We start from the raw sequence: 25,375 nt of genomic DNA, 5'->3' as shown, positions 1-25,375 counted from the left end.
CAAATTATGAATGAACCCAGTGTTAAGCCATTAAAAGATACAAACGAACAAGTACCACCAACACCATTAAGATGTATAATGGGGGCGGTAATGTCAGGAGGATTCGCATTTGCGATGTATTCTTTGATGATAGCGATCGCCACCACATTTGCTACCAAACCTATTCATTCCGATAACCCAATGGTAATCAATATAGGCTCTGCTGTTCGTACCCTAGTTGTAGGAGTGGTAGCTTTGGGAACAGGAATATTTGGATTTGTGGCTTTGGGTTTGTTAGCCTTAGCTGTACAATTAGTAATACAGCAGTTAACAACAGCCAAGAATAATTAACAAGGAATAGAGTTTATTAACGGAGAGCGAGATGTGATAAACTTCAGATTTGAAGATGTGGAAACATGAACTAATTGATGTTGTTTTCTCCAGATTGTGGGAGATAAACCGTGATGTTTGCTAAACTGGCGGGAAAAATAACAAGCAGTTTGATAACCCAGTTTTGCAGCAATTTCTTCAATTGTTTGATTAGTATTTTTCAGCAAGGAACACGCTTCTGTCATCCGGCGCTTGACAATCCAAGTGTTAACACTTTCTCCTGTTTGTTTAGATAATTGGGTAGTTAAATAAGCTGGAGAATAACCAACAGCTTGCGCGACATCAGATAAAGTAATCCCTTGATGATAATGAGCCTCGATATAGTCAAAAACTTTTTTAAAGTGGGGAATGTCGGGAAAAATTGACTCGGAATTTCCTGATGTAGAGCGAAGTTCTGAGACTTGATGAAAGTTGGTAGTATACCAGAATCTGAGAAGAGATTGCTTTTCTAGTCGAATAGTAATTGCTTTTAGCAACTCATCGACTGTAGCAGGTTTACTTAAATAATCATCTGCTCCCAACTCCATCCCTTTTCTAATTGATGCCTTACAGTTACTAGCTGTAAGAAAAATAAAAGGAATAATTGCTGTCAGAGGATTTTGACGTAGCTGAGTTAAAACGCTGTAACCATCTATATATGGCATGATCAGATCACAAATGATCAAATCAGGTAAATACTCTTGTGCTTTCTGAATACCAACTTGACCGTTTTCTGCTCCTATCGTCACAAAACCTTCAGCTTGAAGACCGTCTAAGAAGAGATGGCGGGTAGTAGCATCATCTTCAATTACAAGAATCATTTTCGACGATTCGCGTATCATTTTGAAACCAATAAAAGTTGTTACAGAGAATGATTAATAATATCTACATTGAGCTTTAAGTAATTCCAGAATCACAACAGAGAACTGATGGTAAAACCACAGTAAATGTAGTACCTACACCAATCTTACTAACTACTGTAATTTGACCTCCATATAAGTCAACTAGAGTTTTAACAATGGATAAGCCCAGTCCTGTTCCCGAAATATTATTGACATTGCTACCTCGATAAAATGGTTCAAAAAGTCTTTGTTGATCTATTTCGGGAATACCAATACCTTTATCCTTAACCCGAAATGTTATTTTCTCCTGGTCACAACAAACCATCAAATCCACCATACTGCTAGGGGGAGAATATTTAATTGCGTTATCGAGTAAGTTATTCAGAATAGGTTCCAGCATTTTTGGATCAATCCATACATTTAAACAATTTCCTTGATTATGAAAATCAATATATCTATCGTTATGAATAATCAATATTTTAGTAATCAAATTTTGGCATAACTCTAATAAATTAATTGTTGTAGGATCAAATATAGTTTTGACTAATTCTGTTTTAGATAAAAATAAGATATCATCCAATACCTGATTTATTTGTTTAACAGATGTGCGGATATGTTCCAAAAATATTAATATTTTTTCCCTTTCCCATTTATCTATATGTCGTTTCAGTAAGCTATTAGAAAATGAAATAATATTTAGTGGTGTACGAAATTGATGACAGAGTATAGGAATAAGATCCGCTCTCAGTTTGCTAAGTTGTTGCGCTTGCTCTAAAGTCTGATGCAATTCTAATTGTGAATTTTTGTAATCTGTGATATCAATAGCTGTCAGGATTTCCACTTCTTGACCATCAAAATCTATCCCTCCATCCAACCGAGTTACTACCACATCTAACCATCGCTCTGTACCGTCTTTAGTAAGGATATTTATCTCTTGATATTCACAGTTAGCTGCTTCAATAGGCTGGGATTTTCTACTCTTGATGAGTTGACTAAAATCAAAACCTGCTAATAGTTCTTGTTGAGAATAACCAGTCAATAATTCCACCGCAGGATTGACATAGCGAATTTGTGTACCTTGAATTAAGAAAATACTAGCATGAATAGCTTCTAGCAAGGTGCGAAATCTAGAATCTCTTAGTTTCAGTAAGGTTTCAATATTTCGAGGTTTAATTTCTGCAATTTGTTGGTGGTGTAAATGTTCTTTTGCTGTTCTACCTTCGTCAATCCATTTTTTAATAGTTAACTCTATCAACTCATCACCTTTTTCACGAATCAAAGCACAGCAAAATTCGTGATCTTGGTATTTTAGATAGATAAGATTTACCTCAGCTAAAAATATTTTTTCTCCCTTGGTGCGATAGCGCGATTTAAAGGAATATCGCTTGATATTTTGGAGATGTTGCCATTTTTCTGACCAGTTGTGTAATAAAAAATCTACATCTAAATCAACTAGCTTCATGGAAAGTAATTCTTCCTGGGAATATTCTGTGAGAGCGCAGGTGGCTTTATTAACATAAAGAAACTGTGCGTTTTCTCCTAAACAAAAAGCGGCAATCCCAATTTCATTGATGAGAAAATTACTACAATTTAGCTCCAACTCTGGCTGAAAACTAAATTTATACTTGAATTTTTCTACAATATAATCCCCAGAATTCATATTTCTACTTGCTCCTGAAAATTGGTTAATACATCATGTAGCCATTTTTGAGATAATCATTATTGGTATAAGTTAAAAATTAAATTGGCTCAAGCTTAATTTTAACAATAAAAAATCATAGCTTCAATTTTGTTGCATATCTAATTGGCATTAGATTCTAAACTAAGTATTTTTTGTCAACTAATTTGAGTGTAATTAAGTAAGCCTTATGTCAAACTGATGAAGTGGGAAACTTTCTTCATGAGATTGAAACTACTGATAGTTTCTTATTAAATTAATCAATTAAATGTGTCCTTCTATTTTTTTGGATAAATATTTAGAGTTTTGAATTTTCCCAAATTTACTATAAAAGGGATTTAACTATATATAAATACGTCAAGACATCTATCATAAGAGATAGATTTTAGTTTACCATATACCAATGGGCGTAGGACATCCTACCAAAGACATAGCAATTGTTAAGAATCAATGTGTTTACCTATACAAAAGTTTGAATCTTCATTCTACTTACTCCATTTGATAAAACTATGATTAATAAAAAAGGTCGTCAGAACTAATATTAAGAAAATACAGGATCGAAAAAATAGACAAGTTGATCAAAAAATAGTTCATTTATTCAGTGCTGAACTTTGAGTAGGCTTAAGAAACAAGCTGTTTATGCAAAACAGTTAATCTGTATCGGCAGGTTGAATTCTATATCTATTAGGGAAAAATGGTGATATAGCTGGTTAAATCTGCCCCTCATTTCACAAAAACCGATAAAAATATTAATTCGGTTGCAAAATTTGTCATCAGCAGGTGTTTGTCTCAGCATGATCTACTACTACTTCCATGGTGCTGAGAATTTTTAAAGGTCAGGAAAATTTTGGAAGTTATTGATTTGATTCACACATAGGAGTGCATACCATGAGTCAAAACGTTGCTGATTATAATAGACAAATTAATAAGAAAATCAATACCGAACAAATAGAACAAATAGTCAAGGCAATTATAGCTGGTAAGTATTCTTGGGCTTGTGTTTTACTCTTGCGTTTTTCTGGACATAATCCTATTGACTATATACCCTACCGTACTTATATCAGATTACTCAAAAATAATTGCCTCCTGGGTGGTTCTAAGCAAAATTCAACTGCGAAAAAAGAGGTAGAAATGTTTGATCTTAAATCAAGTTGGATTCATTACTAACAATGCCAAGATTTGAAAATCGGCCAATTTGAGCTAATTAGTTTGGTTGGCAATTTTGCAGTAGCCGTTGGGGTGGGTTTACCGACAATATTTTTAGGTAGAAGAGATAATTTGTCAATCCACCTGCACGGTTTTAAATAATTTTGTTAGAATTTTTGGTTAATAAATTTCTCATTACTTCTCATGAGAAATATCAAAGTAGCAATTTTTTAATGGTTAATTGTTAACTGTTAATTCTTAGTTTATTCTCATCATGATTTACCCTGTCACTATGTCTAATAATCGTCTGCAACCAATTCTCAGAGAGATTGTCTGGCAGAAAAAGCTAGAAGTTGCACAAATACAGCAAGAAATGTCTTTAGCGTCTCTGCAACGTCAATTAACGGCTGCTCCAACTGTACGAGATTTTTTTACTGCTTTGCAGCAGAGTCTTTACAAACCTAGCCTAATTGCAGAGGTAAAAAAAGCATTACCTAATCAAGATGTAATTAGACCAGATTTTGATCCTTTAGCGATCGCTAAATCTTATGAACGTGGTGGAGCAACTTGTCTATCTGTTCTGACTGACCAAAAGTTTTTTCAAGGTGGTTTTGATCATCTACGTATTATTCGACATCGGATAACATTACCGCTGTTGTGTAAAGATTTTATTCTTGATCCTTGTCAAATTTATTTAGCACGAGCAGCAGGTGCAGATGCAGTATTATTAATTGCAGCTATTTTGAAAGATGAGGAGATAAATAACTTTTTGCGGGTGATTCACTATTTGGGAATGAATGCTGTAGTCGAAGTTCATAACTTAAGTGAATTAGATCGGGTACTCAAGTTAGATGATGTCCGCATTATCGCAATTAATAACCGCAGTTTAGAAGACCTTACTGTTAATCTTAGCACTACTCAACAATTAATGGCAGCGCGGCGATCGCATTTACAAAATTTAGGGATTTTGGTTGTCAGTGAGTCGGGAATGGAGACACCTGCTGATTTATCCCTGATGGCTGATGCTGGTGTGAATGCAGTTTTGATGGGAGATTCTTTACTACAAGAAGGAGATTTAGAAGAGGCTGTAAAGAGTTTACTAAAGTCCAAAGTTCCCGTTTATAAAGACCTTGTGAAAAAGGCAGTTTAACAGGTGACAGGTGACAGGTGACAGAAAATAACTTCTTCATCTTCCTGACTCCTGTAAGGGTTTAGCAGTGCTAAACCCCTACTGCTGAATCCTGAATTTTTTATAGAATCTATATTTTTACTACTTTTAAAGTTTGCAAACTTGAATCAACACAACCACTAATAAATCCCCCTAATGACTGAATTTGTTGCAGATATTCTAAAGCTGGTTTTTTGATTATTTCTCCGGGCATTAATACGGGAATTCCTGGAGGATAGGGACAAACATTTTCTGCACAAATTCTATCGACAGTTTTCTCCGAAGGGATGGTTTCACTATTAGCAAAAAAAGCCTCACGGGGAGAAATGCACAGAATATTGTCAATCATAGCATCGTTTCTATATTTACATATTTTGTATTGACCTTTCAATTGTGGTATTTGAGGCAATTTTTTCAACCCTTGCACTAATACCTCAATATCTGATTTTTTATTACCTAAACTAATAATAAAAGTCAGATTTTGTAAGGATGAAAATTCTGGAGTTACACCCATTTCATTGAGCATATCTTCAGCCGCAAATCCTGTTAAACCTAATTCGGAAACATTAACAGTTAACCGTGTTTGATCCAAATCAAAAAATCCCCCCTTTTTAATGGTTGGGGGGATCTCCAAAACAGATAAACCAGGAATTTGACTAATTTTAACTGTTGCTATTTCAGCTAAGTGCAAAGTTTGAGACATCAACTTTTCGCCATTGATAGCCATTTGTTGACGTGCAGCATCAAGAGAAGCTAAAAGAATAAAACTGGGACTTGTAGATTGAACTAATTGTAAGGCTTTATTTAATCTATCAATATTAATTCTATTTCCTTGAATATGTAACATTGATGCTTGTGTCATTGCACCCAATGTTTTATGAATTGATTGTATTGTTAAATCTGCACCTGCGGTTAAAGCTGAGGTAGGTAAATTATTATGAAAAGCAAAATGTGCGCCATGTGCTTCATCTACGAGTAAGGGAATATTATATTGATGGGTGATTTGGGCAATACTTTTTAAATCTCCACAAACACCGTCATAAGTAGGGTAAACTGTTAACACTGCTTTAGCATCAGGATGTTTTGCTAAAGTGGTTTTTAAATCTTCCGGTGTAATACTATGAGCAATATCTAAATCTTCATCATATTCGGGATTAATAAAAATAGGAATTGCACCAGAAAGAATCAATCCAGAAATAACTGAAGAATGCACATTTCTAGGCAGAATAATTTTATCATTTGTTCCGCAAGTTGCGATAATTGCGGCTTCAATTCCACAGGTTGAACCATTAATTAAAAACCAAGTTTTCTCAGCACTAAAAGCCTCTGCTGCTAATTCTTGTGCTGTTAAAATTGCGCTTTCAGGAGTGAATAAATTATCTAATTCTGCCAGTTCTGTTAAATCAGCACGAAAGACATCTTTACCTAGTAAATCAGTTAAAATTGGGGAAATTCCCGCACCGCGTTTGTGTCCTGGGGTGTAAAATGGGGCATGGGGACGGGAGATGGAGGCTTTTAAGGCATCTATGAGGGGGGTTTGGTTTTGGTTGAGCATTTTGGGGGGAAATGAAGCGTTTAGATGTCAAGGTAGAAATTGATAAGTTATCGCATATAATTAATTAATAGACTATTTTGGTTTCTGATGAAATTCTATGCAGACTAAATTTACAACAGAAGAAGAAGTAATATTTTTTGAAGATGAAGACCAAGAAATTGAGTATGATTCTCAGAGTAACTTAAATCCTGAATTAGAGGAAATATCACAAATAGTTATTTCTGGTAGTGACTGGACAACCGCAACAATATTTGACCAAATTGTGCGTGGAAATATACAGCTAAATCCTAAATTTCAACGCAGAGACGCTTGGAGTATAAAGCGTAAAAGTAGATTTATAGAATCACTAATACTAGGGTTTCCTGTACCACAGATAGTATTAGCTGTTCTACCCAAACAAAAAAGTAAGTTTATTGTTCTTGATGGAAAACAAAGGTTATTAACCATTCTGCAATTTTATGGAAGAAGTGAAGAAACTCCCAATAATGCTTTTGCTCTGAGAGATTTAGAATTTAAACGTTATTTAATAGGTAAAAAATATGAAAACTTAAAACATGATATTGTTCTAAATTCAGAACTAAACTCACTAGATAACCAAACTATTCGTACTATATTAGTTCGCAATTGGAAAAATGAAAATTTACTGTATAAAATCTTCTTACGATTGAATGTAGAAAGCACTCCACTATCACCGCAAGAACTCAGACAAGCATTACATCCCGGTGATTTTATTGATTTTTTAGATGACAAATCAATTAAAAGCAACGCTTTAAGACAAATATTTAAATCACCAGATCCTGATTTTCGGATGCGTGATGTTGAATTACTACTGCGTTATATAGCTTTTCATTATTTTCTCAATGAATATCGTGGCAATTTAAAAAAATTTCTTGATATGACTTGTGAAAAGCTTAATGAAAGATTTCAGCAACAAGAAATTGAAAATTTAGTCAATGAATTTGAAGCAGCAGTACAAACAACTATTAATATATTTGGAGAAAAAAACTTCTCTCGTATGTGGTCAAGTAAACAACAAAAATATCAAATCCAATTCAATCGAGCAATTTTAGATGTGATGGTTTTTTACTTTAAAGATGAAAATATTAGGAACTCTGCGGAAAGAAATCAGAAAAACGTTGAAAATGCTTTTAAAGATTTATGTTCAACAGACAGAAGTTTTCAGGAAGCTATTGAACGGAGAACACAGAATATTACTGAAACGTATAATCGTCTAAGATTATGGGGTGAAAGTCTATTAACAGTTTTGGATGTAGATTTTAACCTACCTGAACTTGTTGATAATCGGATAATTTTTAACGGGTTGAGGTAGGGTATTTATATAATATGCCAAAATCTGCTAGATTTCGTACTTTAACCAAGGAGTTAAATAGGTTAAAAAAGCAATTTTTACCTAAAATTAGTCCTACAGGTTTATATTCTGATAGACAGTTAATGAGAACTCTTGCATATAGAGTTTTAGCTCATGCTGAAATCGAATCATATCTAGAAGATAGAGTTAGGGAAGTAGTTCTAGATGCAAAAAAAGCCTGGGATAACAAAGGAGAAACCCGCCGTACTCTAATATGTTTACTTGGTTTCTCTAGTTTAAATATGGATGAACCACCAGATACACTAACACCAAAAAAAGGCAGCAAAACAGTTAAAGAAGAGAAAATAAAAATCAATAAAAAAATAGATTTATCATTAGAACATTTTAATAGGGTGATTAATCAAAATCATGGAGTCAAAGAAGAAAATATTTTGGCTTTGCTATTACCAATTGGTATAGATAGTGATGATTTAGATCCAGCTTGGCTGGCTATTATGAATACATTTGGAGAAAATCGAGGTGAAGTAGCGCATAAATCATCTACATCTTACATTACTATACGACCCCCAGATCCAGCAACAGAAATAAATACCGTCAAACAAATTACTCAGGAAATTTTAATAATTGATGAATTAATTAATAATTTAATGAAGTAAAATGTACAATGTAATTACTAGAGAAAAACAGGCGAAATGATATTCAAAGACATCAAACCTATCAAACAAAAATTATTCACCATCATCAAATTCATCTCCATCCCCCTCATCACCAGCGCCATAGGATTAGAATTATGGAACATCCAAACAGTAACAACTAACAGCCAACTACCAACTATATTAACTCCCGCTTTAATACTTGCTCATATTGCACTCTCAGCGCATTTTGTCGAAGGAATAATTGCAGCTTTTTATGCACCTGCTCAAAATCACAACCCCATCAAATATGCAATTTATACATTTTTTGTAGGGACAGTTGCTTTATTAGAGTTGTGGGAAAATCGTAATAACTAAAATTTGAGTATAGCCATTTGGGAAGATGTCAACGGTTTAAGTTATCATCTAGCTTGGAAAAGTCGAATCAATTAGACTTACCATGCTTTATCCCACCGCTATCTCCATACCCGAACCGCAAATACCAACTCCTGGACCCAACCCCCTACCCAGTCCCGAACCTCGACCAGAACCAACTATTCCTCCACCGTTCCCAGAACCAGTACCGGAAACAGTACCAGCACCAATTCCCCAAACAGTACCTGGTCCAATTCCCCAAACCATTCCTCGACCTGTTTAAATTATCCTTATAATTGCAATCAACATCTAAAAATCTACAATGCTAAGAGCCGGAATAGTCGGACTTCCCAACGTCGGAAAATCAACCTTATTTAACGCTGTCGTAGCTAACGCTAAAGCCGAAGCTGCTAACTTCCCTTTTTGTACAATTGAACCGAATGTTGGCATTGTCTCAGTACCAGATGACCGGTTAAACGTTCTCGCCAAAATTGCCACTTCTAAACAAATTATACCTGCTCGTGTTGAGTTTGTCGATATCGCCGGTTTGGTGAAAGGTGCAAGTCAAGGTGAAGGACTGGGTAATCAATTTTTATCCCACATTCGTGAAGTTGACGCAATAGTTCATGTTGTGCGTTGTTTTGAAAATGATGATATCATTCACGTTGCCGGTTCTGTAGACCCAGCGCGAGATATTGAAATCATTAATTTAGAACTTGGTTTATCAGATTTATCGCAAATTGAAAAACGCATTGACAGAACTCGCAAACAAGCACGCACCAGCAAAGATGCACAATTTGAAATCACTGTGCTGGAAAAATTAGCTGCGGCTTTAAATGAAGGTAAATCTGTCCGTCAAGTGAGTTTAAATGAAGAAGAAGCTGCAATTATTAAAGGTTTAGGACTACTCACAAATAAACCAATTATTTACGCTGCTAATGTTTCTGAAAATGACTTAGCAACAGGTAATGATTTTGTTGAACAAGTGCGACAAGTTGCTTCTGGAGAAAATGCCCAAGTTGTGATTGTTTCTGCACAAGTTGAAGCGGAATTAGTCGAATTACCAGAAGAAGATAAAGCTGATTTTCTCGAATCTTTGGGTGTAAAAGAAGGCGGTTTAAAATCTTTAATTCGTGCAACTTACGCTCTTTTAGGTTTGCGGACATATTTCACTTGTGGTCCTCAAGAAACCCGTGCTTGGACAATTAACGCGGGAATGTCTGCACCTCAAGCTGCTGGTGTCATTCACTCTGATTTTGAACGGGGTTTTATTCGTGCAGAAACCGTTGCTTATAATGATTTAGTAACTCATGGTTCAATGAATGGTGCAAAGGAAAAAGGGTTAGTCAGAAGTGAAGGTAAGGAGTATATTGTGCAGGAAGGGGATGTGATGTTATTCCGATTTAATGTTTAGGTAAATGATGTTTTAAACGTGTTTTAAACGCAGATTAACATATCCAGATCCCCGACTTCTGACATCAATTCATAATTTATTTACAAGATAACAAAAGAAGTCGGGGATCTTATCGTTAGATAATTTATCTGTGTTCATCCGCGTCCATCTGCGGTTATTGAACATATTTTTACAATCCAAAATCCAAAATCCAAAATCCAAAATTTTATTAAGCGATACTTCCTCGTTTTCTGGCTTCTTTATAGGAAGTTCCGACATTTTTTATACCAGCTTTAATCATTTCTCTTTCCAAAAGCGCAAAGAAATGGTTTCTATCACCACCTCTGACTACAGCTTGATTATGCGCCTCCGCAATTGCCACAGGATAACCGTATCCTTTTTGTACCTGTGCTAACATTAACCCCAATGCTTGATCTAACATACTAGAATTTTCTGCTACCCACATAGGAATTTCTATCCGGGCAATTTCCGTACCTACGTGAACGTAGCAAAAATAAATAGTTTGGTCTTCATAAAGTTGTAAAATGCGGTTGTTACTACGCCATAGGGGTCCTCTCTGTCCTGGTTGCAGTTGGGTTGTAGATAAAGTTGTATCTCGTAAATTATCAAATTTTTTACACGGTACAGCTTCTAGTTGATCGGGGCAATAACTGATACAGTCAGGGACGGGATGAGGACAAGCTAACAACCGTAAAAAGTTTGTGGCTTCGATGTTACGGGCGGCGCTAAGATAACCCATAACGGGAATTTCCGCTTTACGTAATTGTTGCCAAGCTTCTAAAATGGGGGGTAAGATGCGATCGCGGGCATCCATTGGTAATTGATCTAAAAACCAGTATATTAAGGAACCATCAACCATCGCTAAAGCTGGTGCTTCGGTTTTTTCACTACAAGCTAGTTCTGCTAATACCGTAGTTTCATCAGCAGTACGGCGATGACTCATCCATTCTTCGGTTCTTAAACCCCACTGACGGGCGATATACAAATCTTCTGGGCGATAAAATACCTCCGGTAAACTATCGAGAAGTGGGTGGCGATTTTGACCATAATGTAAAACTACTCGTCCGATATTTAATAAGTAACAATACGCAATTTCATGATGGTTAGGCGCAATTTGAGAACCATCGGTAGCGATGACAGTATGAACTTTGGGGGGAGTGGGAATATCAATACAGGTTTCTAAAGGTTCGATGGGTGTAGCATTAGCAAAAAGTATGCGATCGCGCCATTTTTCTTGACGTTCTAGTAATTCTTTTTGACATTCACAAGCTTGTTTTAAATATTCCTTTGCTAATTCCAACCTGCGGTTACTTTCAGCAACTTCTGAGGAAAGATGCTCACTTAAACCTTGCATTTGTCCTGCTATTTTTGTTAAATCAAGCATAATAAATTAATTCGTAATTCATAATTTTGAAGATTCAGATCCCCGACTTCTCCAAGAAGTCGGGGATCTAGTTTTTTACCAGCTAGAGAAATCTTGAGAAAAATCAGAAAGTGAAATTACCCGAATGTGTGCATCATTTTGTCCGGCTTCCCTTTCTGGTTGCGTATTATAGCCCCAATCTGCTAAGAAAAGTTGCACATGATCTAAATCTGACTGTTGTTGCACTAATTGTAATGTTTTTAGTCTATCTTCAACAAACCACAACTTCACAGGTTTATGTTCAGCTTTCTCAATTAATTCTCGCAAAGTTTCATATTTTGGGCGTTTTACTTCTTTCCCAAAAATTGCTGTATCTGGTAAATCAACTCCTTCTTTTTGTAACAATCGTTTAACAAAACGCCCTTCTTTTGTTGTCACAATAAATAACTGTACTCCACTATCAAGAGTCATTTTGAGTTTTTCTATCACTCCTGGATAGAATTTATGCAAACTTAACCAAGCATCTAAATCTGTAGCTATCCATTCATCTCGCAAACTGTCAAGTTTCCTAGCAACTGCTTTCGCTTCCAGATTATCTGCTGCTAAAATATGGGGGGTAATATTTACCCATTCTTGCAGAATTTTCTCATCAGAAAAACCCTCAATCAAGGCTTTAATTAAAACAGGCATTTCCCAACCGGTTTCAATTACAGGACGCAAACGATAGAATCTTAAAGCTAAATCATCCGGTGGTGTGTCCTTAGCAGATGACCAAATTTGACAGTAGGTACGCCATGCTACCTCAAAATATTCAATTAGTCCATCGCAAATCACTCCATCAAAGTCTAAGGCTAAAATTGTGGGACTATTGGCTGTCATTGTTCTGAGGTAAAAAACTGCTTTTTTTAGCTTACCCGAACTGGAAATTATTTATTGTATCTGAAATTCCGCCCTTCTGTTTTCACAATATACTCAAAATGGCTTAATCGTTTGATTTTATAGGTAGGGGTTGAGCATCGGCATTACCATGTATAGGTGCAATGGCGATCGCTAAACTGAGTGCATCATTGTCGCTGTCTTGATATAAACCTGCGTTTGCAGGTTTTATGAGTCCGTTTTTGGGCTGCTTCAGAATCCCCGTGTCTTTAGACCGGGGAGTGTCAACTCTATATATTATCTGGAAACTTTCTAACCTGCCATTTCCTCTAATACTTGCCTAATAATATCTGTGGGTACTTCATCTGTCACCTTCACTTCACCTATTTGAGTGGGTAACACAAACCGCACTTTCCCAGATTTGACTTTTTTATCTAATTGCAAAGCATCAATAAGTTCTGCAATATCTAAATTTGCTGGTAATTTTGTCGGTAAACCTGCTTTTTTAATCAGTGCGTTTTGACGTTCTGTGTCGGCTTTTTGCCAAAGTCCTAATTTTACAGCAATATCACCCGCCGCTATCATGCCAATACCCACAGCTTCACCATGTTTAAACATCCGATAATTGGTTAAACTTTCCACAGCATGGCCGATAGTATGACCATAATTTAAAATTGCCCGCAGTCCAGATTCTTTTTCATCTTTACTCACAACATCTGCTTTCGCTTGACAAGAATGAGTTAATATGTAATTTATCAGGTCGGATTTTACATAGCGGAGTTGGTCAAGGTGCTTACTCGCTTCCAATTGAGTAAACAATTCAGCGTCCCAAATTACGCCATACTTGATCACTTCCGCCATTCCCGCCCGAAATTCGGCTGCCGGTAAGGTTTTCAAGACTTCAGGATCAATTAATACTAAGCTGGGTTGGTGGAAAGCACCAATTAAATTTTTACCATGAGGATGGTTTACCCCGGTTTTACCGCCAATAGCTGAATCTACCATTGCTAACAGACTTGTAGGAATTTGGACAACGTTAATTCCTCTTAACCAGGTAGCAGCGGCAAACCCAGTCATATCACCAACGACACCACCACCTAAAGCAACCATCGTCGAAGAACGTTCTAACCGATGTTCTAAGGCTACATCATAGATTTTTTGGATGGAGTTTAAAGTTTTGTAGCGTTCCCCTGGTGGGAGGTTATAGGTTATGACTTCAAAGCCGGCATTTTTTAGGGATGCGATCGCTCTTTCGCCATAATGTTTAAATATCATCGGGTTAGAAACCAGCAATACCTTCTTACCCAGTTGCAAACTCCCCATCTGTTCACCCAGTTGATCTAAACTTCCAGGTGCAACAGTGATTTCATAAGACTTTTCTGGTATATCGACTTTAATTACAGAACTCATTTAACAACCCTGATATGATCACACGTCCGCGTATTTTACCGCAGTTTGGGGACTGGGGACTGGGGACTGGGGACTGGGGACTGGGACGAATATTTGTGAATTACGAATTACGAATTACAAATTACGAATTATTAGTGATTCAATATAAATAAGTAACTAAAGAAAAGAGGAGAAACCGAAATGGCTGTAGTTGAATACATTGTCTTTTTAGGCGTGTTCATGGGTGTAGCTGTTGGCTTGTTATTTGGTCTACGCGGAGCCAAGATAATCTAAGCTTACAGTTAGACGCTAATTAAACCCACACAATGTGGGTTTTATCCCGTGGACAATGCCTACCCTACGTATTGTAAATATATTCCAATAATTAAATATTAGTCCTATATTTTGTATTGGCATTATCTAGCATTAGCAAATAATATTTTTGTCAATAGTATCTAGTATGCAAAATCAATAAAATTTATTTTGCACGATTACTTAGTATTTTAGGGGAATGATCACAGTAAATGTTGTTCCCTGATATACTTCACTATCTAGCGTAATTTCTCCTTTGTGTAAATCAACACATTTTTTGACTATTGCCAAACCCAAACCTGTACCAGAAATATTACCAACATTTGAAGCACGATGAAAAGAGTTAAATAAATTTACTTGATCTGCTTCAGGAATGCCAATACCAGAATCTTTAATTTTGAAAATTAGTTGTTCATTTTCTTTTGTCAAACTAAAATCAATTAAACTATTTTCAGGGGAGTATTTTATGGCATTAGTGAGGAGATTGGTAAGAATTTGCCGGATATTTTTGGGATCAAATTGGACAAACAAACTATTATCTAATATTGGATCTTGGGAATTAACAGTAAACTCGATTATATGTTTGTCAGTGGTAGATTGTATTTCTTGTTTTAGACTACTACAGAAGGCAATGATATCTAATATTTCTGGTTTAAATTCCATCTTCTCAGCTTCAGCCCGATTAATCATCAGGACATCATCGAGAAGTTGAACAGTATGCTTGATGCTTTTTTGGATAGTGTCTAGGTGTCCTTGTTTTCTATCTTCCGTCAAGCGATCGCTAAAATTTTGTAAAATGCCTGTAGATGAGGCAATAATGGCTAAAGGTGTGCGAAATTCATGGGATGCCATAGAAATGAAACGCGATCGCATTTCGCTAACTTCTTTTTCTTTAGATAGGGAGGTTTGTAGTTGGTAAAATAGATCCGCTTGTTGAATAGCGATCGCTAATTGATTGGCTATTTGTTGCAATAATTGGGCTTCAGCATCTTCCCAGATGCGTTTTGTCCTACAAGCATAAACAACTAAAACGCCCCATAGCTTATTATTAGAATTTACCCAGGGACTGGACTCATTTTCTCCTAAATCCTGTAATATGGGAGCGACAATTTTCGATTTAATCTGTCCTTTTAAGGAATATTCTCTTAAGCAATCTGCCCAGATATCGTTCATCACATCAGGCACAATCCGAGGTTTTCCCTGCCAATAGTAGTTTAAAATCTCTTCTGACCATGTTTCATCTTCCCAATGAAGATCCTTTAAAGCCTCATAACCGTTAGCAATAACTTCTTCCACAATTTTACTTTTACCATCAGGAAACAGACGGAAGACAATCACCCGCTCAACCTGCATTAATTCTTTAACTTTTTGAGTGATAGTGGCTAAAATATCGTTTAAATTCAGCGTAGAGCGAATTTCTTGGGTAATCTCCTGAGTGATTTTTAGCCGTTGTAGTTGTAGGGAAAGCTCATTTTCAGCTTGCTTTCTAATGCTCAGTTCTGACTGTACTTGCTGATATAAACTAGATTGTTGAATAGCGATCGCTAATTGATTAGCTAATTGTTGGATAAGTTCAATCTCAAACTCTTGCCAATGACGGATTTGATCACATTGATGAACACACAATAAACCCCACAAATGTTGTTCATGAATTAATGGAACTACTAAATTAGCCCGAATCTGAAATTGTGCTAAAACATCACGATGACAATCTAGTAATCCGGCATTATCAATATCACTTACTGCTTGAATTCTCCCTTGCTGATAGTAAGCAGCATATTCTTCACCAAAACAGTGATCATGAATTTTTATCTCTAGGACAGATTGAAAACCAGCAATTACAGATTCAGCGACAAATTCACCATCGTTAAAATTACTGTCAGGATCGAATTTGAAAATACCTACTCGATCTGCATTCATAACTTGCCGGATTTCTTGAGTAGCAGTATTAAAAATAGTTGCCAAATCAAGAGATTCACGAATGCGTTTGGTAATTTGATTTAACAAATATTCTTTTTCAGCTTGTTGCTTAATTTTTCGTGCTGCTTGTTTGCGTTCTGTAATATCAAGATTAACCCCAATCATCCGTTCTGCTTGCCCTTGGGAATTTCTCTGAACGATTCCGTAACCTTGAATGATCCGGACTGTACCATCTGGACAGACTATTCTAAATTCAGGATCAAAATCTTTTTCGCCCCTAATAGCTTGCTGTAAAATTGCCTTAGTATTTGTGGCATCATCTGGATGTAAGCTCCTTTCCCAAGCTTCAACCGCACCCAAAAATTCTGATGTTTTGAATCCATAGATTTTATACATCTGTTCATCCCAAACTAAGCAATCATTAACTATATCCCAATCCCAAATACCGATTTGAGCAGATTTAACTGCTAGTTGTAGACGATCAGAAAGGTTGCGATATTTTATCTCACTATTTTGCAACGCCTGAGTCCGTTCTTCAACTTTCTTTTCTAAGTTTTGATTTGTTTGGTGTAATAGATTCAGAGCCGTTTCTAGCTGGTTGTGAGTATTTGCCTGTTGAATAGCTATTGCCACTTGAGTTGACAGTTGCTGTACCAGTTCAATTTCATCAAGTTCCCAATAGTGGGGAGTATCACGGTAACTTGTTAACATCAATCCCCAAAGTTGCTCTTCCACAACGATGGGAATCATTAATTTGGCACGAATATCCAACCCTATCAGCATTTCCTGATGGCAAAGCGTCATGGATTCCAAATAAATATCATTAACTACGCGAATTTGCCCTTGACGGTAAGGTTCAATATATTCTGGAGTAATACAAGGATCATTGGGGTGTGTATGTAGAACAGAAAGCCCACCTGCAATAATAGATTCAGCGAGGACTATACCACTAAAGTCCGGGTAGAACTGGTAAATAATTACGCGATCGCATTGCAACAATCCGCGAATTTCTGTAACTGCTGTATCTAAAATATCTTGTAAATTTAGAGATGAGCGAATTTGAGAAGAAATTGTGGCAATTAACCGCTCTTGCTCCGCTTTTTTCCTGAGTGCAACGGTTCGCACATCTACTTGTTCTTCTAGTTCAACAGTGCGATGTTCTAGCAGTTCTATTTTCTCAGATTCTAACTGCAATACCTTTTGTTCTAATACTGTCGTTAATTTATATAATTCTAAGGGGCTGAGGGATTGTAAAATACTGCTTTGGGTAACGATACCTAGTAGTTCACCTTGTGTTCCTGTCACCGCTAAACGCTGAATCAATCGCTGTTCCATGATCTGCTGTACATTCCACAGAGATTCATGGGAATTGACACAGAAAATGGGGGTACTCATGACAGTCTGTGCTTGACAGGTTTCAAAATTCAGGTTTAAGGCTTGAAATTGGACAATATCGCGCTCAGTGAGAATACCAATGGGAATTGTTAAGGATTCCTTTGTTTCCACAATCATCACAGAACTAATGCGATTCTCTGCCATTAAGCGAGCAATCTCGAATATAGAAACATCCGCAGCCGCACAAATCACCTTTGTCGTCATCACTTCATCCACTAACCGCAACCGCAACAAATCTACAGGCCGGGTTTGTTTTTGCAAACTTTCATGAGTCAGTATTCCCAGCAGTTGATTTTGCTCATCAACCACTGCTAAATGGCGAATGTTGTGTTGTTTAAGGAGATTAACCGCAAAAAACAAGTCAGTAAAATCTGACTCGCGTAAGGTGACGACAGGATGGGACATGACATCACCAATGGCTAAATTCTCTAAATTTCGTTTTTGGACGCTTAATCTAATAACATCCCTTTCAGTGAAAATACCTATTAGTTCATTATTTTCGACAACTAAAACACAGCTTGAGCGTGCATCTATGACGAAATCTGCCTCTTGACTATGAGTAGTATGGGAAACTGCACAAACTGTTCTTACACCACTCATTTGGGCTATAACTTCCATCACAGTTGTATTCGCTGCCACTATGAGGGGTTGACGAATGATAGCTGACATTAATTTGGTTTGAGTAGGATCAGAGGTAGAAATAAGCATTCTTAAATTTGAATAAATAGATTTCTTATTGAGGGATAACAATCTGAATCATAATTTTTTTCCAGGTATTTGGTTTTGTTCCTCGTTCCCCGTTCCCTGTTCTCTGTTCCCTGCTGTATTTTATTTTTGATGTTCAGCTAGTAAAAAAATCTTCAAGTTTTCTATGGGTAACGGACGACTGAAAAAATAGCCTTGAATAACATCACAACCGTTTTGTTTTAGCCAATTTAGCTCTGTCTGAGTTTCTACTCCTTCAGCAATAATATTGATGTTCAGATGATGTGCCATCTGAATTATACCTTTTATAATTGACTGCTTATCCGTCAGCTTGTCAATGCTGGTAATAAAATATCTATCTATTTTCAGGTTATTAAAAGAAAACTCTCGCAAATATTTAAAAGATGAATAGCCTGTACCAAAATCATCAATAGATAGCTCAATACCTTGAGATTTCAGTTCTTTCATTTTTAATTTCACTGCTTCAATGTCTTGAATAAATACAGTTTCAGTCAGTTCTAATTCTAATTGCTTCATGTCGAAATTTGTTTCTTCAACAATTTCTACAACTCGGTGGATAAAATTCTCTTCTTGAAACTGATAAGCAGATATATTTACAGCTAATTTTAAATTGCCAAATTCTTCTAATTGTAAATTTTTTATTTGTAAACAAGCGGTTCTTAAAACCCATTCTCCCAAGGAAATAATAAAACCTGATTGTTCAGCAATAGGAATAAATTCTGCCGGAGAAATAAAACCATGTTCAGGATGATTCCAACGGATTAAAGCTTCAACACTCATAGTTTTACCAGTCTTGCTATTGACTTGAGGTTGATAGTAAAGTTCAAATTCTCCGTTTTCTATGGCCGACAAAAAATCACATTCTAAAATAACTTTTCTAAAGACAATATTGAGTATTTCTTGATGATAAAAATGATAGCGATTTGTTCTGTCTAATTTATAATGTTCTAGAGTAATTTCCGCATGAGTCAGTAATTCATTTAGTTGTAACCCATCATTTGGGTAACAGGAAATACCAATTCTAGTTTGAATCAAGATTTGCTGATTATTCAAACATAAAGGGTCCGATAGACTTTCTAAAATTTGTTGAGCAATTTCGGCAACAACTTTACTATCTTGACTGGGCTTTAATAATAATGCCAGTTGATTGGTTTCTAAATAAGCTATCAAATCAATAGCCTGATTATTGTGCTTTAGGTTGTTGAGTCGTTCCCCTATATCTTTGCATAAAAAGTGTCTCAAACTCGGTTCCAATAATAATTTTGATTGGTAGAGAATATTGATATCAAGTAGTAATAATGGTAAAAATTGATCATCCTGATTATAAACTTGAACACGGGTTTGATTAAAATACTCTTCTAAAAAGAGTTGATTGGGTAAATTACTTAAGGTATCATGACGTGCTAGATAATTAATTTGAGCTTCCATCTGCTCAATTTTACCTTTATATTGTTGATTAACTATTTGATGTTTTTCTAATTGAATTGAAATTACTTGGAGTAGTTCATCTACTTGAAAAGGCTTAGTTAAATAATCATCTGCACCAAGTTTCATTGCTTGACGCAAATCAGCGTGTTCAGCTTTAGCTGTGAGAAAAATGAAGGGAATATCGGACGTATTAACATCTTGACGTAATGTTTTCAGCAGTCCATAGCCGTCTAATAAAGGCATCATGATATCGCAGATAATCAAATTTGGCTGATGTTTTTGAGCCATTTGTAACCCTTCCCATCCATTTTCTGCGGTAATGGCAGCAAAATCTTGTAATTCAAGAATTTGCTGGATGTTTTCTCTGATTTGAAGCTCATCTTCAACAATAAGAATCTTATACATAGTGAATTTACCTGTTGTATTGTAATACAAAGATGAAAATTAAAATTTGGATCGCTTCTTAAGCTTATTGTATGATCATACACCACTTCTATTTCTTAACACTACGGTATAAGTGATGAATTATTTACATAATTTAATTTAAATAATTTAGTCAATCATACGTAGTTGCACACGTACAGTATTTTTATGTAAGTATTTATATGGTGCATTACGGTGACGCTAACGCACCATACGTACTACATACTATGTACTACTATTTCATTATTACCGGAGTTGGTGTTTTTTCCTGCTTTTGAAATGGTGGACGCATTTCCAAACCCAGCAAATTCAACATTTCCCGATCTGCATCATAATCAGGACAAGGAGTAGTTACCGTCAACATTTTGTTATCATCGCTGGAGAAGATGGAATTCGCACCAGCCATAAAACATAAAGCTTGTTCAACTTGGGAAAGTTTCGCCCTCCCCGCACTTAAACGCACATCAGAAGCGGGCATAATAATTCTAGCGGTAGCAATCATCCGCACCACTTCCCAAATAGGAACTTCCGGCTGATCTGCCAAAGGTGTACCGGGGACTTGTGAGAGAATATTAATGGGAACAGATTCTGGATGGGGTTGTAAATTAGACAGAGTGTATAACATTCCTGCCCGATCTGCGACGCTTTCACCCAAGCCGAGAATACCGCCAGAGCAGACAGTAACATTAGTTTGGCGCACATTGTCGATTGTTTGCAAGCGATCGCCATAAGTGCGAGTAGTAATTACAGTGCTGTAATATTCCTGGGAAGTATCCAAGTTATGATTGTAAGCATACAGTCCCGCATCTTCTAAGCGTTTAGCCTGATTTGCATTCAACATTCCCAAAGTGCAGCAAACTTCTAAACCCATTGAGGTAACATCCTTGACCATATCCAGGACTTGCTCAAACTGGGAATTATCCCGCACTTCCCGCCAAGCAGCACCCATACACACCCGACTTACACCAGTTTCTTTGGCTGTCTTAGCAATATTTAGCACCGTCTCTTTTTCTAACAGTGCTTCTGGCTTCACCTCCGTTTTGTAGCGGGAAGATTGAGCGCAATAACCACAATCTTCGGGGCAAGCACCTGTTTTAATAGATATCAGCTTACAAACTTGTATTTGTTTTGGGTTATGAAATTGGCGATGTACACTAGCCGCTTGATAAATAAGCTCTAGAAATGGTGTATTATAGATTGCCAAAATCTCATCTTGCTGCCAATCGTAGCGTATTCCCACCGTTACTATCCTTTTGTAGATTGTTACTAAAATACACAAAATTAATAATTCTAGTATATGAATTCAGAACTGCCACTAATTACAACCAATCGTCTGTTATTAAGAGTGGCTACTCCCGAAGATATACCCCAAATTCTTAAATATTTTACTATTAATAAAGCCTATCTTACTCCATTTTCACCAAGTTGGGTTGATGGTTTTTTTACAGTAAAATTTTGGGAATATCAGATAGAACAATATCATCGGGAATTCTTTCATGACTACTCTTTAAGACTATTTATATACCCCAAAATCAAGCCACAGCAAATTATTGGTCTTGTCAATTTTAGTAGTTTTGTACGCGGAGCAGCTAGTTTTTGTAATGTTGGATATAGTTTAGCAGAAGCAGCACAAAGTCATGGCTACATGACAGAAGCTTTAAAAGCTGGAACTGAATATGTATTTAAAGAATTAAATTTTCACCGTATCATGGCCAATTATATGCCACACAATCGACGTAGTGGTAATGTCCTCAAAAGACTGAATTTTGTCATTGAAGGATATGCTAGAGACTATTTATTAATTAATGGTCAATGGGAAGATCATATTCTCACCAGTCTCACTAATTATAGTTGGAAACCAAGTATTTATTAATATCCAATATCCAGATCCCCGACTTCTATCCAGATCCCCGACTTCTCTAAGAAGTCGGGGATCTAATGATATCAGATGTAAGATAAAAAGAAGAACAATTAAAATTTGCCGATAATGACACTAGCTGAAACTCCCAACCACACAAATTCAGGTAATCCTTTACTATCTCTCAACTACGAAAGCGCCTTAGAATCTCTAGGTAATGACTACTATGATGAAGTTGCAGCCGAGGAATTTCCTCAACTTATACTACGTTGGCGTAATGATGCAATATTACCGCATTTAGGACTTGATCCTCAAGTAGTTAAAGACGAAGATTTTATCACAGCTTTTGGTAAATTCCAAGGACGAAAACCCTTTTTAGCCCTGCGTTATCACGGTTATCAATTTGGTGAATATAACTCCCAGTTAGGTGATGGTAGAGGGTTTTTATATGGACAAGTCAGAGGAATTGATAACGAATTATACGACTTTGGGACAAAAGGATCAGGGAGAACACCTTACTCTCGTGGTGGTGACGGTATGCTTACACTCAAAGGTGGAGTACGGGAAGTCATTGCAGCAGAAGCACTAAACCGCTTAGGGGTAAGAACTTCCCGCTGTTTGAGTATGATTGAAACAGGCTTAGGTTTGTGGCGTGGAGATGAACCTTCTCCGACTCGTTCATCAGTAATGATACGGATGAGTAAATCTCATATCCGGTTTGGCACTTTTGAACGACTGCATTATTTAAAACGTCCTGATTTAACTAAAAATTTGTTAGATCATGTTATTAAGCAATATTATCAACATCTCAAAGATGAAAATGATAAATATGCTTTATTTTATGCTGAATTAGTACAGCGAGTTGCAGAATTAGTAGCACAGTGGATGGCCGCAGGTTTTTGTCATGCAGTCCTGAATACTGATAATATGTCCATTACAGGGGAGAGTTTTGATTATGGTCCTTATGCCTTTATTCCTACCTATGATTTATACTTTACCGCTGCCTATTTTGATTATTATCGACGCTATTGTTATGGTCAGCAACCAAGCATTTGCCGATTAAATTTAGAAATGTTGCAAGAACCTTTAAAGGCAATAATTGATATTAGTGATTTACAAAATGGTCTGGCTAAATTTGCCGAATACTATCATCTTGAATATCGAAGTTTGATGTTGAAAAAATTGGGCTTTGAAGATTGGCAATTTACAGAAGCTGATCATCTTTTAGAATTGACAATTGCTTTTTTGAAAGATAGTCAAGTTAGTTATCATCAATTTTTTGCGGATATGGCTCGCACTTTTTCAATTAAATGGCGTGATGAACCAGCTTTTGTGATGAATGAATCTGAGGTTGTTCCAGCCTTGGGAGCATCAGCACTTTTTGATAATTGGTGTGTACTTTATCATAAAGTTCTCAATAATTTCGATCCTCACCAAATGGAAATTATTTCTCAGACTCTAGCTAAATACAATCCTCAAGCTAATTTATTAAGACCTGTGATTGAATCAATTTGGGAACCAATTGTTGAAGCAGATAATTGGCAACCTTTTTATGATTTAGTCCAGCAATTTCAGTAAAACAACCTCTAATAAGTATGTAAAAAATATCCCCAGGTTCTTCCATGAATCGGGGATATATTTATGAAATTTTCTTAATTTATCCCTTGTAATTTTGCATTATCAATGGCTTTTTCGACCATATCAGTTAAATTGCTGGGAGTCATCTTTTTATTAGGAACAATCGTGGCCACTCCTATTGTTAAGATAAAAAGTTTATTTTCTGTGAATGGAATGTTATTAATTTTGAGCTTATCTACTCTTTCTTGGATTAATTTGGCCACAAAAACAGCGCCTTTAGAATCAGTATTAGATAAGATAATAGCAAATTTTTCTTGTTCATAACGAGATACTAAATCAGTTGATCTCTTCACGACTAATTTAATCTCTCGAGCTATTAGTGGTAAGCAATTATCTGCTGTTAAACTAGCATCAGCATGATTTTGATTTTGGGAAAAATCAAAATTGCATAATAAGAGAGAGAGAGGTAATTTTTTACTAGCAAGCTTTTGCCATTCCAGATTTAAATATTCATCAAACTTGACTCGATTAGCAGTGCTTGTCATTGCATTTAAAAGAACCCCAGAGTATAAATTATGATTATCCATAACTAAAGCTTTTGTAACCAACTTGTATTCCTCTCTTGCTTTTTCTGACTGCTGTTTGTAGGTAATTAATTCTCGATTTCGCTGGTTAACAATCAATTTATTTTGCATTTGTGATAATATATCTGATTCTTGAAAAGATTTTGTAATGTGGTCTCTTTTGGTAATCTTAAAGCCGTTAATTTTGTCTGTAATTTGCTCTAGTATTTCTATGAAAATTATGGGAATATTCACAGTTTCAACCTGAGATTGCAAATGCAGATAAACTTCATAAGCATTTATTTTCGGCATATTTATCGGCATATTTATATCCAGCAAAATCAAATCGGGACGTTGTTTCTTTGCTGTCTCAATCGCTGTTTTTGCGTAAGTATTGAGCTATAGCAATCGTTCATCCCCAGATCCCCGACTTCTAAGATCAATTTATCATTTATGGACACAATAAATAAAAGAAGTCGGGGATCTTATCACCTCACCTGAATTCTTACGTTTTTACATTGACAGGTTTATCTATCTGACTAGGGATAAATTTTCATTTATTCGTCTCATCAGTAATTTTACGGATAAAAAAATTTATTAAAAAAATTTATATCCGCTCCGTCAAATCTGCAACCAGATTTAACAAAATCCTGTTATGTCCTGTGATTAAGTATTATTACCGAAACCTGATTTCTGACAACGGTAGATATGGCCTGTTTGGTAGCGAGTAGTAAATAGTAGTACATAGCTTTGATCATCATACTTACAAATAATCGACTAGATGTTGATTACAGTTAAGTATCTTGAATGTAGCCATATCTATTTATATTTACTGATAATTCTGTAACTTAGAGATGCTTACTTTAATTAGTATAGATGCTATTGTTACAAAGAGCAACCTAGTATTACATATTCACCAAATATTTACAAAAAACCCCTATTTTTGAAAGTATTGTGAAGACTTCATTTCAGTGATTGTTAGAGAGTGTTTGAAAAGTCTAAATTCATACTCTCTGGGCGATTATAAATCGCGGCTACACAGACAAAACCCACCTT

General features: G+C 36.0%; 21 protein-coding genes. 11 read left to right on the top strand and 10 right to left on the bottom strand.

Annotation, left to right across the window (positions count from 1 at the left end):
• Positions 1-6: 6 nt before the first annotated feature.
• Positions 7-330 (top strand): DUF3082 domain-containing protein, encoded by a 324-nt coding sequence (locus tag VB694_RS13540; protein ID WP_323360897.1) that lies wholly within the window; start codon positions 7-9, stop codon positions 328-330.
• On the opposite strand, the gene VB694_RS13535 is transcribed toward VB694_RS13540, so the two are convergent.
• Together VB694_RS13535 and VB694_RS13530 are read right to left on the bottom strand one after the other, a co-directional pair.
• Positions 327-1,190 (bottom strand): DNA-binding response regulator, encoded by an 864-nt coding sequence (locus tag VB694_RS13535; RefSeq protein WP_323360841.1) that lies wholly within the window; start codon positions 1,188-1,190, stop codon positions 327-329. The genes VB694_RS13540 and VB694_RS13535 overlap by 4 nt on opposite strands.
• A 55-nt stretch (positions 1,191-1,245) precedes the next feature.
• Positions 1,246-2,850 carry a sensor histidine kinase gene (locus VB694_RS13530; protein WP_323360840.1) on the bottom strand — a complete coding sequence of 535 codons (1,605 nt, stop codon included), beginning with the start codon at positions 2,848-2,850 and terminating at the stop codon, positions 1,246-1,248.
• A gap of 906 nt (positions 2,851-3,756) precedes the next feature.
• Here VB694_RS13530 and VB694_RS13525 point away from each other — a divergent pair.
• Positions 3,757-4,035, top strand: a complete 279-nt coding sequence (locus VB694_RS13525) for a HetP family heterocyst commitment protein (RefSeq protein ID WP_323360839.1) — start codon at positions 3,757-3,759, stop codon at positions 4,033-4,035.
• 253 nt (positions 4,036-4,288) lie between these two features.
• Positions 4,289-5,164 (top strand): indole-3-glycerol phosphate synthase TrpC, encoded by an 876-nt coding sequence (gene trpC, locus VB694_RS13520; protein WP_323360838.1) that lies wholly within the window; start codon positions 4,289-4,291, stop codon positions 5,162-5,164.
• 109 nt (positions 5,165-5,273) lie between these two features.
• On the opposite strand, the gene VB694_RS13515 is transcribed toward trpC, so the two are convergent.
• A complete protein-coding gene (locus VB694_RS13515; RefSeq protein WP_323360837.1) occupies positions 5,274-6,737 on the bottom strand; it encodes an aminotransferase class I/II-fold pyridoxal phosphate-dependent enzyme in 1,464 nt (487 codons plus the stop codon).
• Between the two features lie 97 nt (positions 6,738-6,834).
• On the opposite strand from VB694_RS13515, the gene VB694_RS13510 reads away from it, so the two are divergent.
• From VB694_RS13510 to ychF, 5 genes are all read left to right on the top strand, one after another.
• Positions 6,835-8,067: a DUF262 domain-containing protein gene (locus tag VB694_RS13510; RefSeq protein WP_323360836.1), complete on the top strand. Its 1,233-nt coding sequence runs from the start codon at positions 6,835-6,837 to the stop codon at positions 8,065-8,067.
• Positions 8,068-8,081: 14 nt separating this feature from the next.
• On the top strand, positions 8,082-8,723 hold the full coding sequence (locus VB694_RS13505; RefSeq protein WP_323360835.1) for a HEPN domain-containing protein: 642 nt from the start codon (positions 8,082-8,084) through the stop codon (positions 8,721-8,723).
• Between the two features lie 36 nt (positions 8,724-8,759).
• Positions 8,760-9,077 (top strand): hypothetical protein, encoded by a 318-nt coding sequence (locus VB694_RS13500; protein ID WP_323360834.1) that lies wholly within the window; start codon positions 8,760-8,762, stop codon positions 9,075-9,077.
• Between the two features lie 82 nt (positions 9,078-9,159).
• A complete protein-coding gene (locus VB694_RS13495; protein ID WP_323360833.1) occupies positions 9,160-9,357 on the top strand; it encodes a hypothetical protein in 198 nt (65 codons plus the stop codon).
• Between the two features lie 39 nt (positions 9,358-9,396).
• Positions 9,397-10,488, top strand: a complete 1,092-nt coding sequence (gene ychF, locus VB694_RS13490) for a redox-regulated ATPase YchF (protein WP_323360832.1) — start codon at positions 9,397-9,399, stop codon at positions 10,486-10,488.
• Between the two features lie 208 nt (positions 10,489-10,696).
• On the opposite strand, the gene VB694_RS13485 is transcribed toward ychF, so the two are convergent.
• From VB694_RS13485 to aroB, 3 genes are all read right to left on the bottom strand, one after another.
• Positions 10,697-11,872, bottom strand: coding sequence for a DNA double-strand break repair nuclease NurA (locus VB694_RS13485; RefSeq protein WP_323360831.1), 1,176 nt, complete (start codon positions 11,870-11,872; stop codon positions 10,697-10,699).
• Positions 11,873-11,947: 75 nt separating this feature from the next.
• Positions 11,948-12,730 (bottom strand): HAD family hydrolase, encoded by a 783-nt coding sequence (locus VB694_RS13480; RefSeq protein WP_323360830.1) that lies wholly within the window; start codon positions 12,728-12,730, stop codon positions 11,948-11,950.
• 309 nt (positions 12,731-13,039) lie between these two features.
• Positions 13,040-14,137 carry a 3-dehydroquinate synthase gene (gene aroB / locus VB694_RS13475; RefSeq protein ID WP_323360829.1) on the bottom strand — a complete coding sequence of 366 codons (1,098 nt, stop codon included), beginning with the start codon at positions 14,135-14,137 and terminating at the stop codon, positions 13,040-13,042.
• A 180-nt stretch (positions 14,138-14,317) separates the two neighbouring features.
• Between aroB and petL the strand changes: the two genes are divergently transcribed.
• Positions 14,318-14,410 carry a cytochrome b6-f complex subunit PetL gene (gene petL / locus VB694_RS13470; protein ID WP_039203706.1) on the top strand — a complete coding sequence of 31 codons (93 nt, stop codon included), beginning with the start codon at positions 14,318-14,320 and terminating at the stop codon, positions 14,408-14,410.
• 201 nt (positions 14,411-14,611) lie between these two features.
• Here the strand turns inward: petL and VB694_RS13465 are convergent, their stop codons facing one another.
• From VB694_RS13465 to bioB, 3 genes are all read right to left on the bottom strand, one after another.
• Positions 14,612-18,451 (bottom strand): GAF domain-containing protein, encoded by a 3,840-nt coding sequence (locus VB694_RS13465; RefSeq protein ID WP_323360828.1) that lies wholly within the window; start codon positions 18,449-18,451, stop codon positions 14,612-14,614.
• A 120-nt stretch (positions 18,452-18,571) separates the two neighbouring features.
• Positions 18,572-20,302, bottom strand: a complete 1,731-nt coding sequence (locus VB694_RS13460) for an EAL domain-containing protein (RefSeq protein ID WP_323360827.1) — start codon at positions 20,300-20,302, stop codon at positions 18,572-18,574.
• 253 nt (positions 20,303-20,555) lie between these two features.
• Positions 20,556-21,560: a biotin synthase BioB gene (gene bioB, locus VB694_RS13455; RefSeq protein WP_323360826.1), complete on the bottom strand. Its 1,005-nt coding sequence runs from the start codon at positions 21,558-21,560 to the stop codon at positions 20,556-20,558.
• A gap of 57 nt (positions 21,561-21,617) precedes the next feature.
• Here bioB and VB694_RS13450 point away from each other — a divergent pair, with 57 nt between their 5' ends.
• Positions 21,618-22,193: a GNAT family N-acetyltransferase gene (locus VB694_RS13450; protein WP_323360825.1), complete on the top strand. Its 576-nt coding sequence runs from the start codon at positions 21,618-21,620 to the stop codon at positions 22,191-22,193.
• A gap of 114 nt (positions 22,194-22,307) precedes the next feature.
• Entirely contained in the window at positions 22,308-23,756 is a 1,449-nt protein-coding gene (locus tag VB694_RS13445) for a protein adenylyltransferase SelO (RefSeq protein WP_323360824.1), read from the top strand.
• 74 nt (positions 23,757-23,830) lie between these two features.
• On the opposite strand, the gene VB694_RS13440 is transcribed toward VB694_RS13445, so the two are convergent.
• On the bottom strand, positions 23,831-24,694 hold the full coding sequence (locus tag VB694_RS13440) for a diguanylate cyclase domain-containing protein (RefSeq protein WP_323360896.1): 864 nt from the start codon (positions 24,692-24,694) through the stop codon (positions 23,831-23,833).
• Positions 24,695-25,375 lie beyond the last annotated feature (681 nt).

It is taken from the genome of Anabaena sp. UHCC 0451 (assembly GCF_034931405.1).
Lineage (GTDB): Bacteria > Cyanobacteriota > Cyanobacteriia > Cyanobacteriales > Nostocaceae > RDYJ01.
The sequence above is the reverse complement of the archived record's forward strand: the minus strand, read 5'-3'. Positions and strand labels throughout refer to the sequence as shown.

Excerpts from the sequence above, each read along its gene's own strand:
- VB694_RS13460 (WP_323360827.1), bottom strand. The coding sequence starts at position 20,302 with ATGTATAAGATTCTTATTGTTGAAGATGAGCTTCAAATCAGAGAAAAC.
- VB694_RS13540 (WP_323360897.1), top strand. The coding sequence starts at position 7 with ATGAATGAACCCAGTGTTAAGCCATTAAAAGATACAAACGAACAAGTA.
- VB694_RS13450 (WP_323360825.1), top strand. The coding sequence starts at position 21,618 with ATGAATTCAGAACTGCCACTAATTACAACCAATCGTCTGTTATTAAGA.
- VB694_RS13535 (WP_323360841.1), bottom strand. The coding sequence starts at position 1,190 with ATGATACGCGAATCGTCGAAAATGATTCTTGTAATTGAAGATGATGCT.
- VB694_RS13465 (WP_323360828.1), bottom strand. The coding sequence starts at position 18,451 with ATGCTTATTTCTACCTCTGATCCTACTCAAACCAAATTAATGTCAGCT.
- VB694_RS13525 (WP_323360839.1), top strand. The coding sequence starts at position 3,757 with ATGAGTCAAAACGTTGCTGATTATAATAGACAAATTAATAAGAAAATC.
- VB694_RS13530 (WP_323360840.1), bottom strand. The coding sequence starts at position 2,850 with ATGAATTCTGGGGATTATATTGTAGAAAAATTCAAGTATAAATTTAGT.
- VB694_RS13495 (WP_323360833.1), top strand. The coding sequence starts at position 9,160 with ATGCTTTATCCCACCGCTATCTCCATACCCGAACCGCAAATACCAACT.
- petL (WP_039203706.1), top strand. The coding sequence starts at position 14,318 with ATGGCTGTAGTTGAATACATTGTCTTTTTAGGCGTGTTCATGGGTGTA.
- trpC (WP_323360838.1), top strand. The coding sequence starts at position 4,289 with ATGATTTACCCTGTCACTATGTCTAATAATCGTCTGCAACCAATTCTC.
- VB694_RS13510 (WP_323360836.1), top strand. The coding sequence starts at position 6,835 with ATGCAGACTAAATTTACAACAGAAGAAGAAGTAATATTTTTTGAAGAT.
- VB694_RS13485 (WP_323360831.1), bottom strand. The coding sequence starts at position 11,872 with ATGCTTGATTTAACAAAAATAGCAGGACAAATGCAAGGTTTAAGTGAG.
- VB694_RS13505 (WP_323360835.1), top strand. The coding sequence starts at position 8,082 with ATGCCAAAATCTGCTAGATTTCGTACTTTAACCAAGGAGTTAAATAGG.
- VB694_RS13500 (WP_323360834.1), top strand. The coding sequence starts at position 8,760 with ATGATATTCAAAGACATCAAACCTATCAAACAAAAATTATTCACCATC.
- VB694_RS13445 (WP_323360824.1), top strand. The coding sequence starts at position 22,308 with ATGACACTAGCTGAAACTCCCAACCACACAAATTCAGGTAATCCTTTA.
- ychF (WP_323360832.1), top strand. The coding sequence starts at position 9,397 with ATGCTAAGAGCCGGAATAGTCGGACTTCCCAACGTCGGAAAATCAACC.
- VB694_RS13480 (WP_323360830.1), bottom strand. The coding sequence starts at position 12,730 with ATGACAGCCAATAGTCCCACAATTTTAGCCTTAGACTTTGATGGAGTG.
- aroB (WP_323360829.1), bottom strand. The coding sequence starts at position 14,137 with ATGAGTTCTGTAATTAAAGTCGATATACCAGAAAAGTCTTATGAAATC.
- VB694_RS13515 (WP_323360837.1), bottom strand. The coding sequence starts at position 6,737 with ATGCTCAACCAAAACCAAACCCCCCTCATAGATGCCTTAAAAGCCTCC.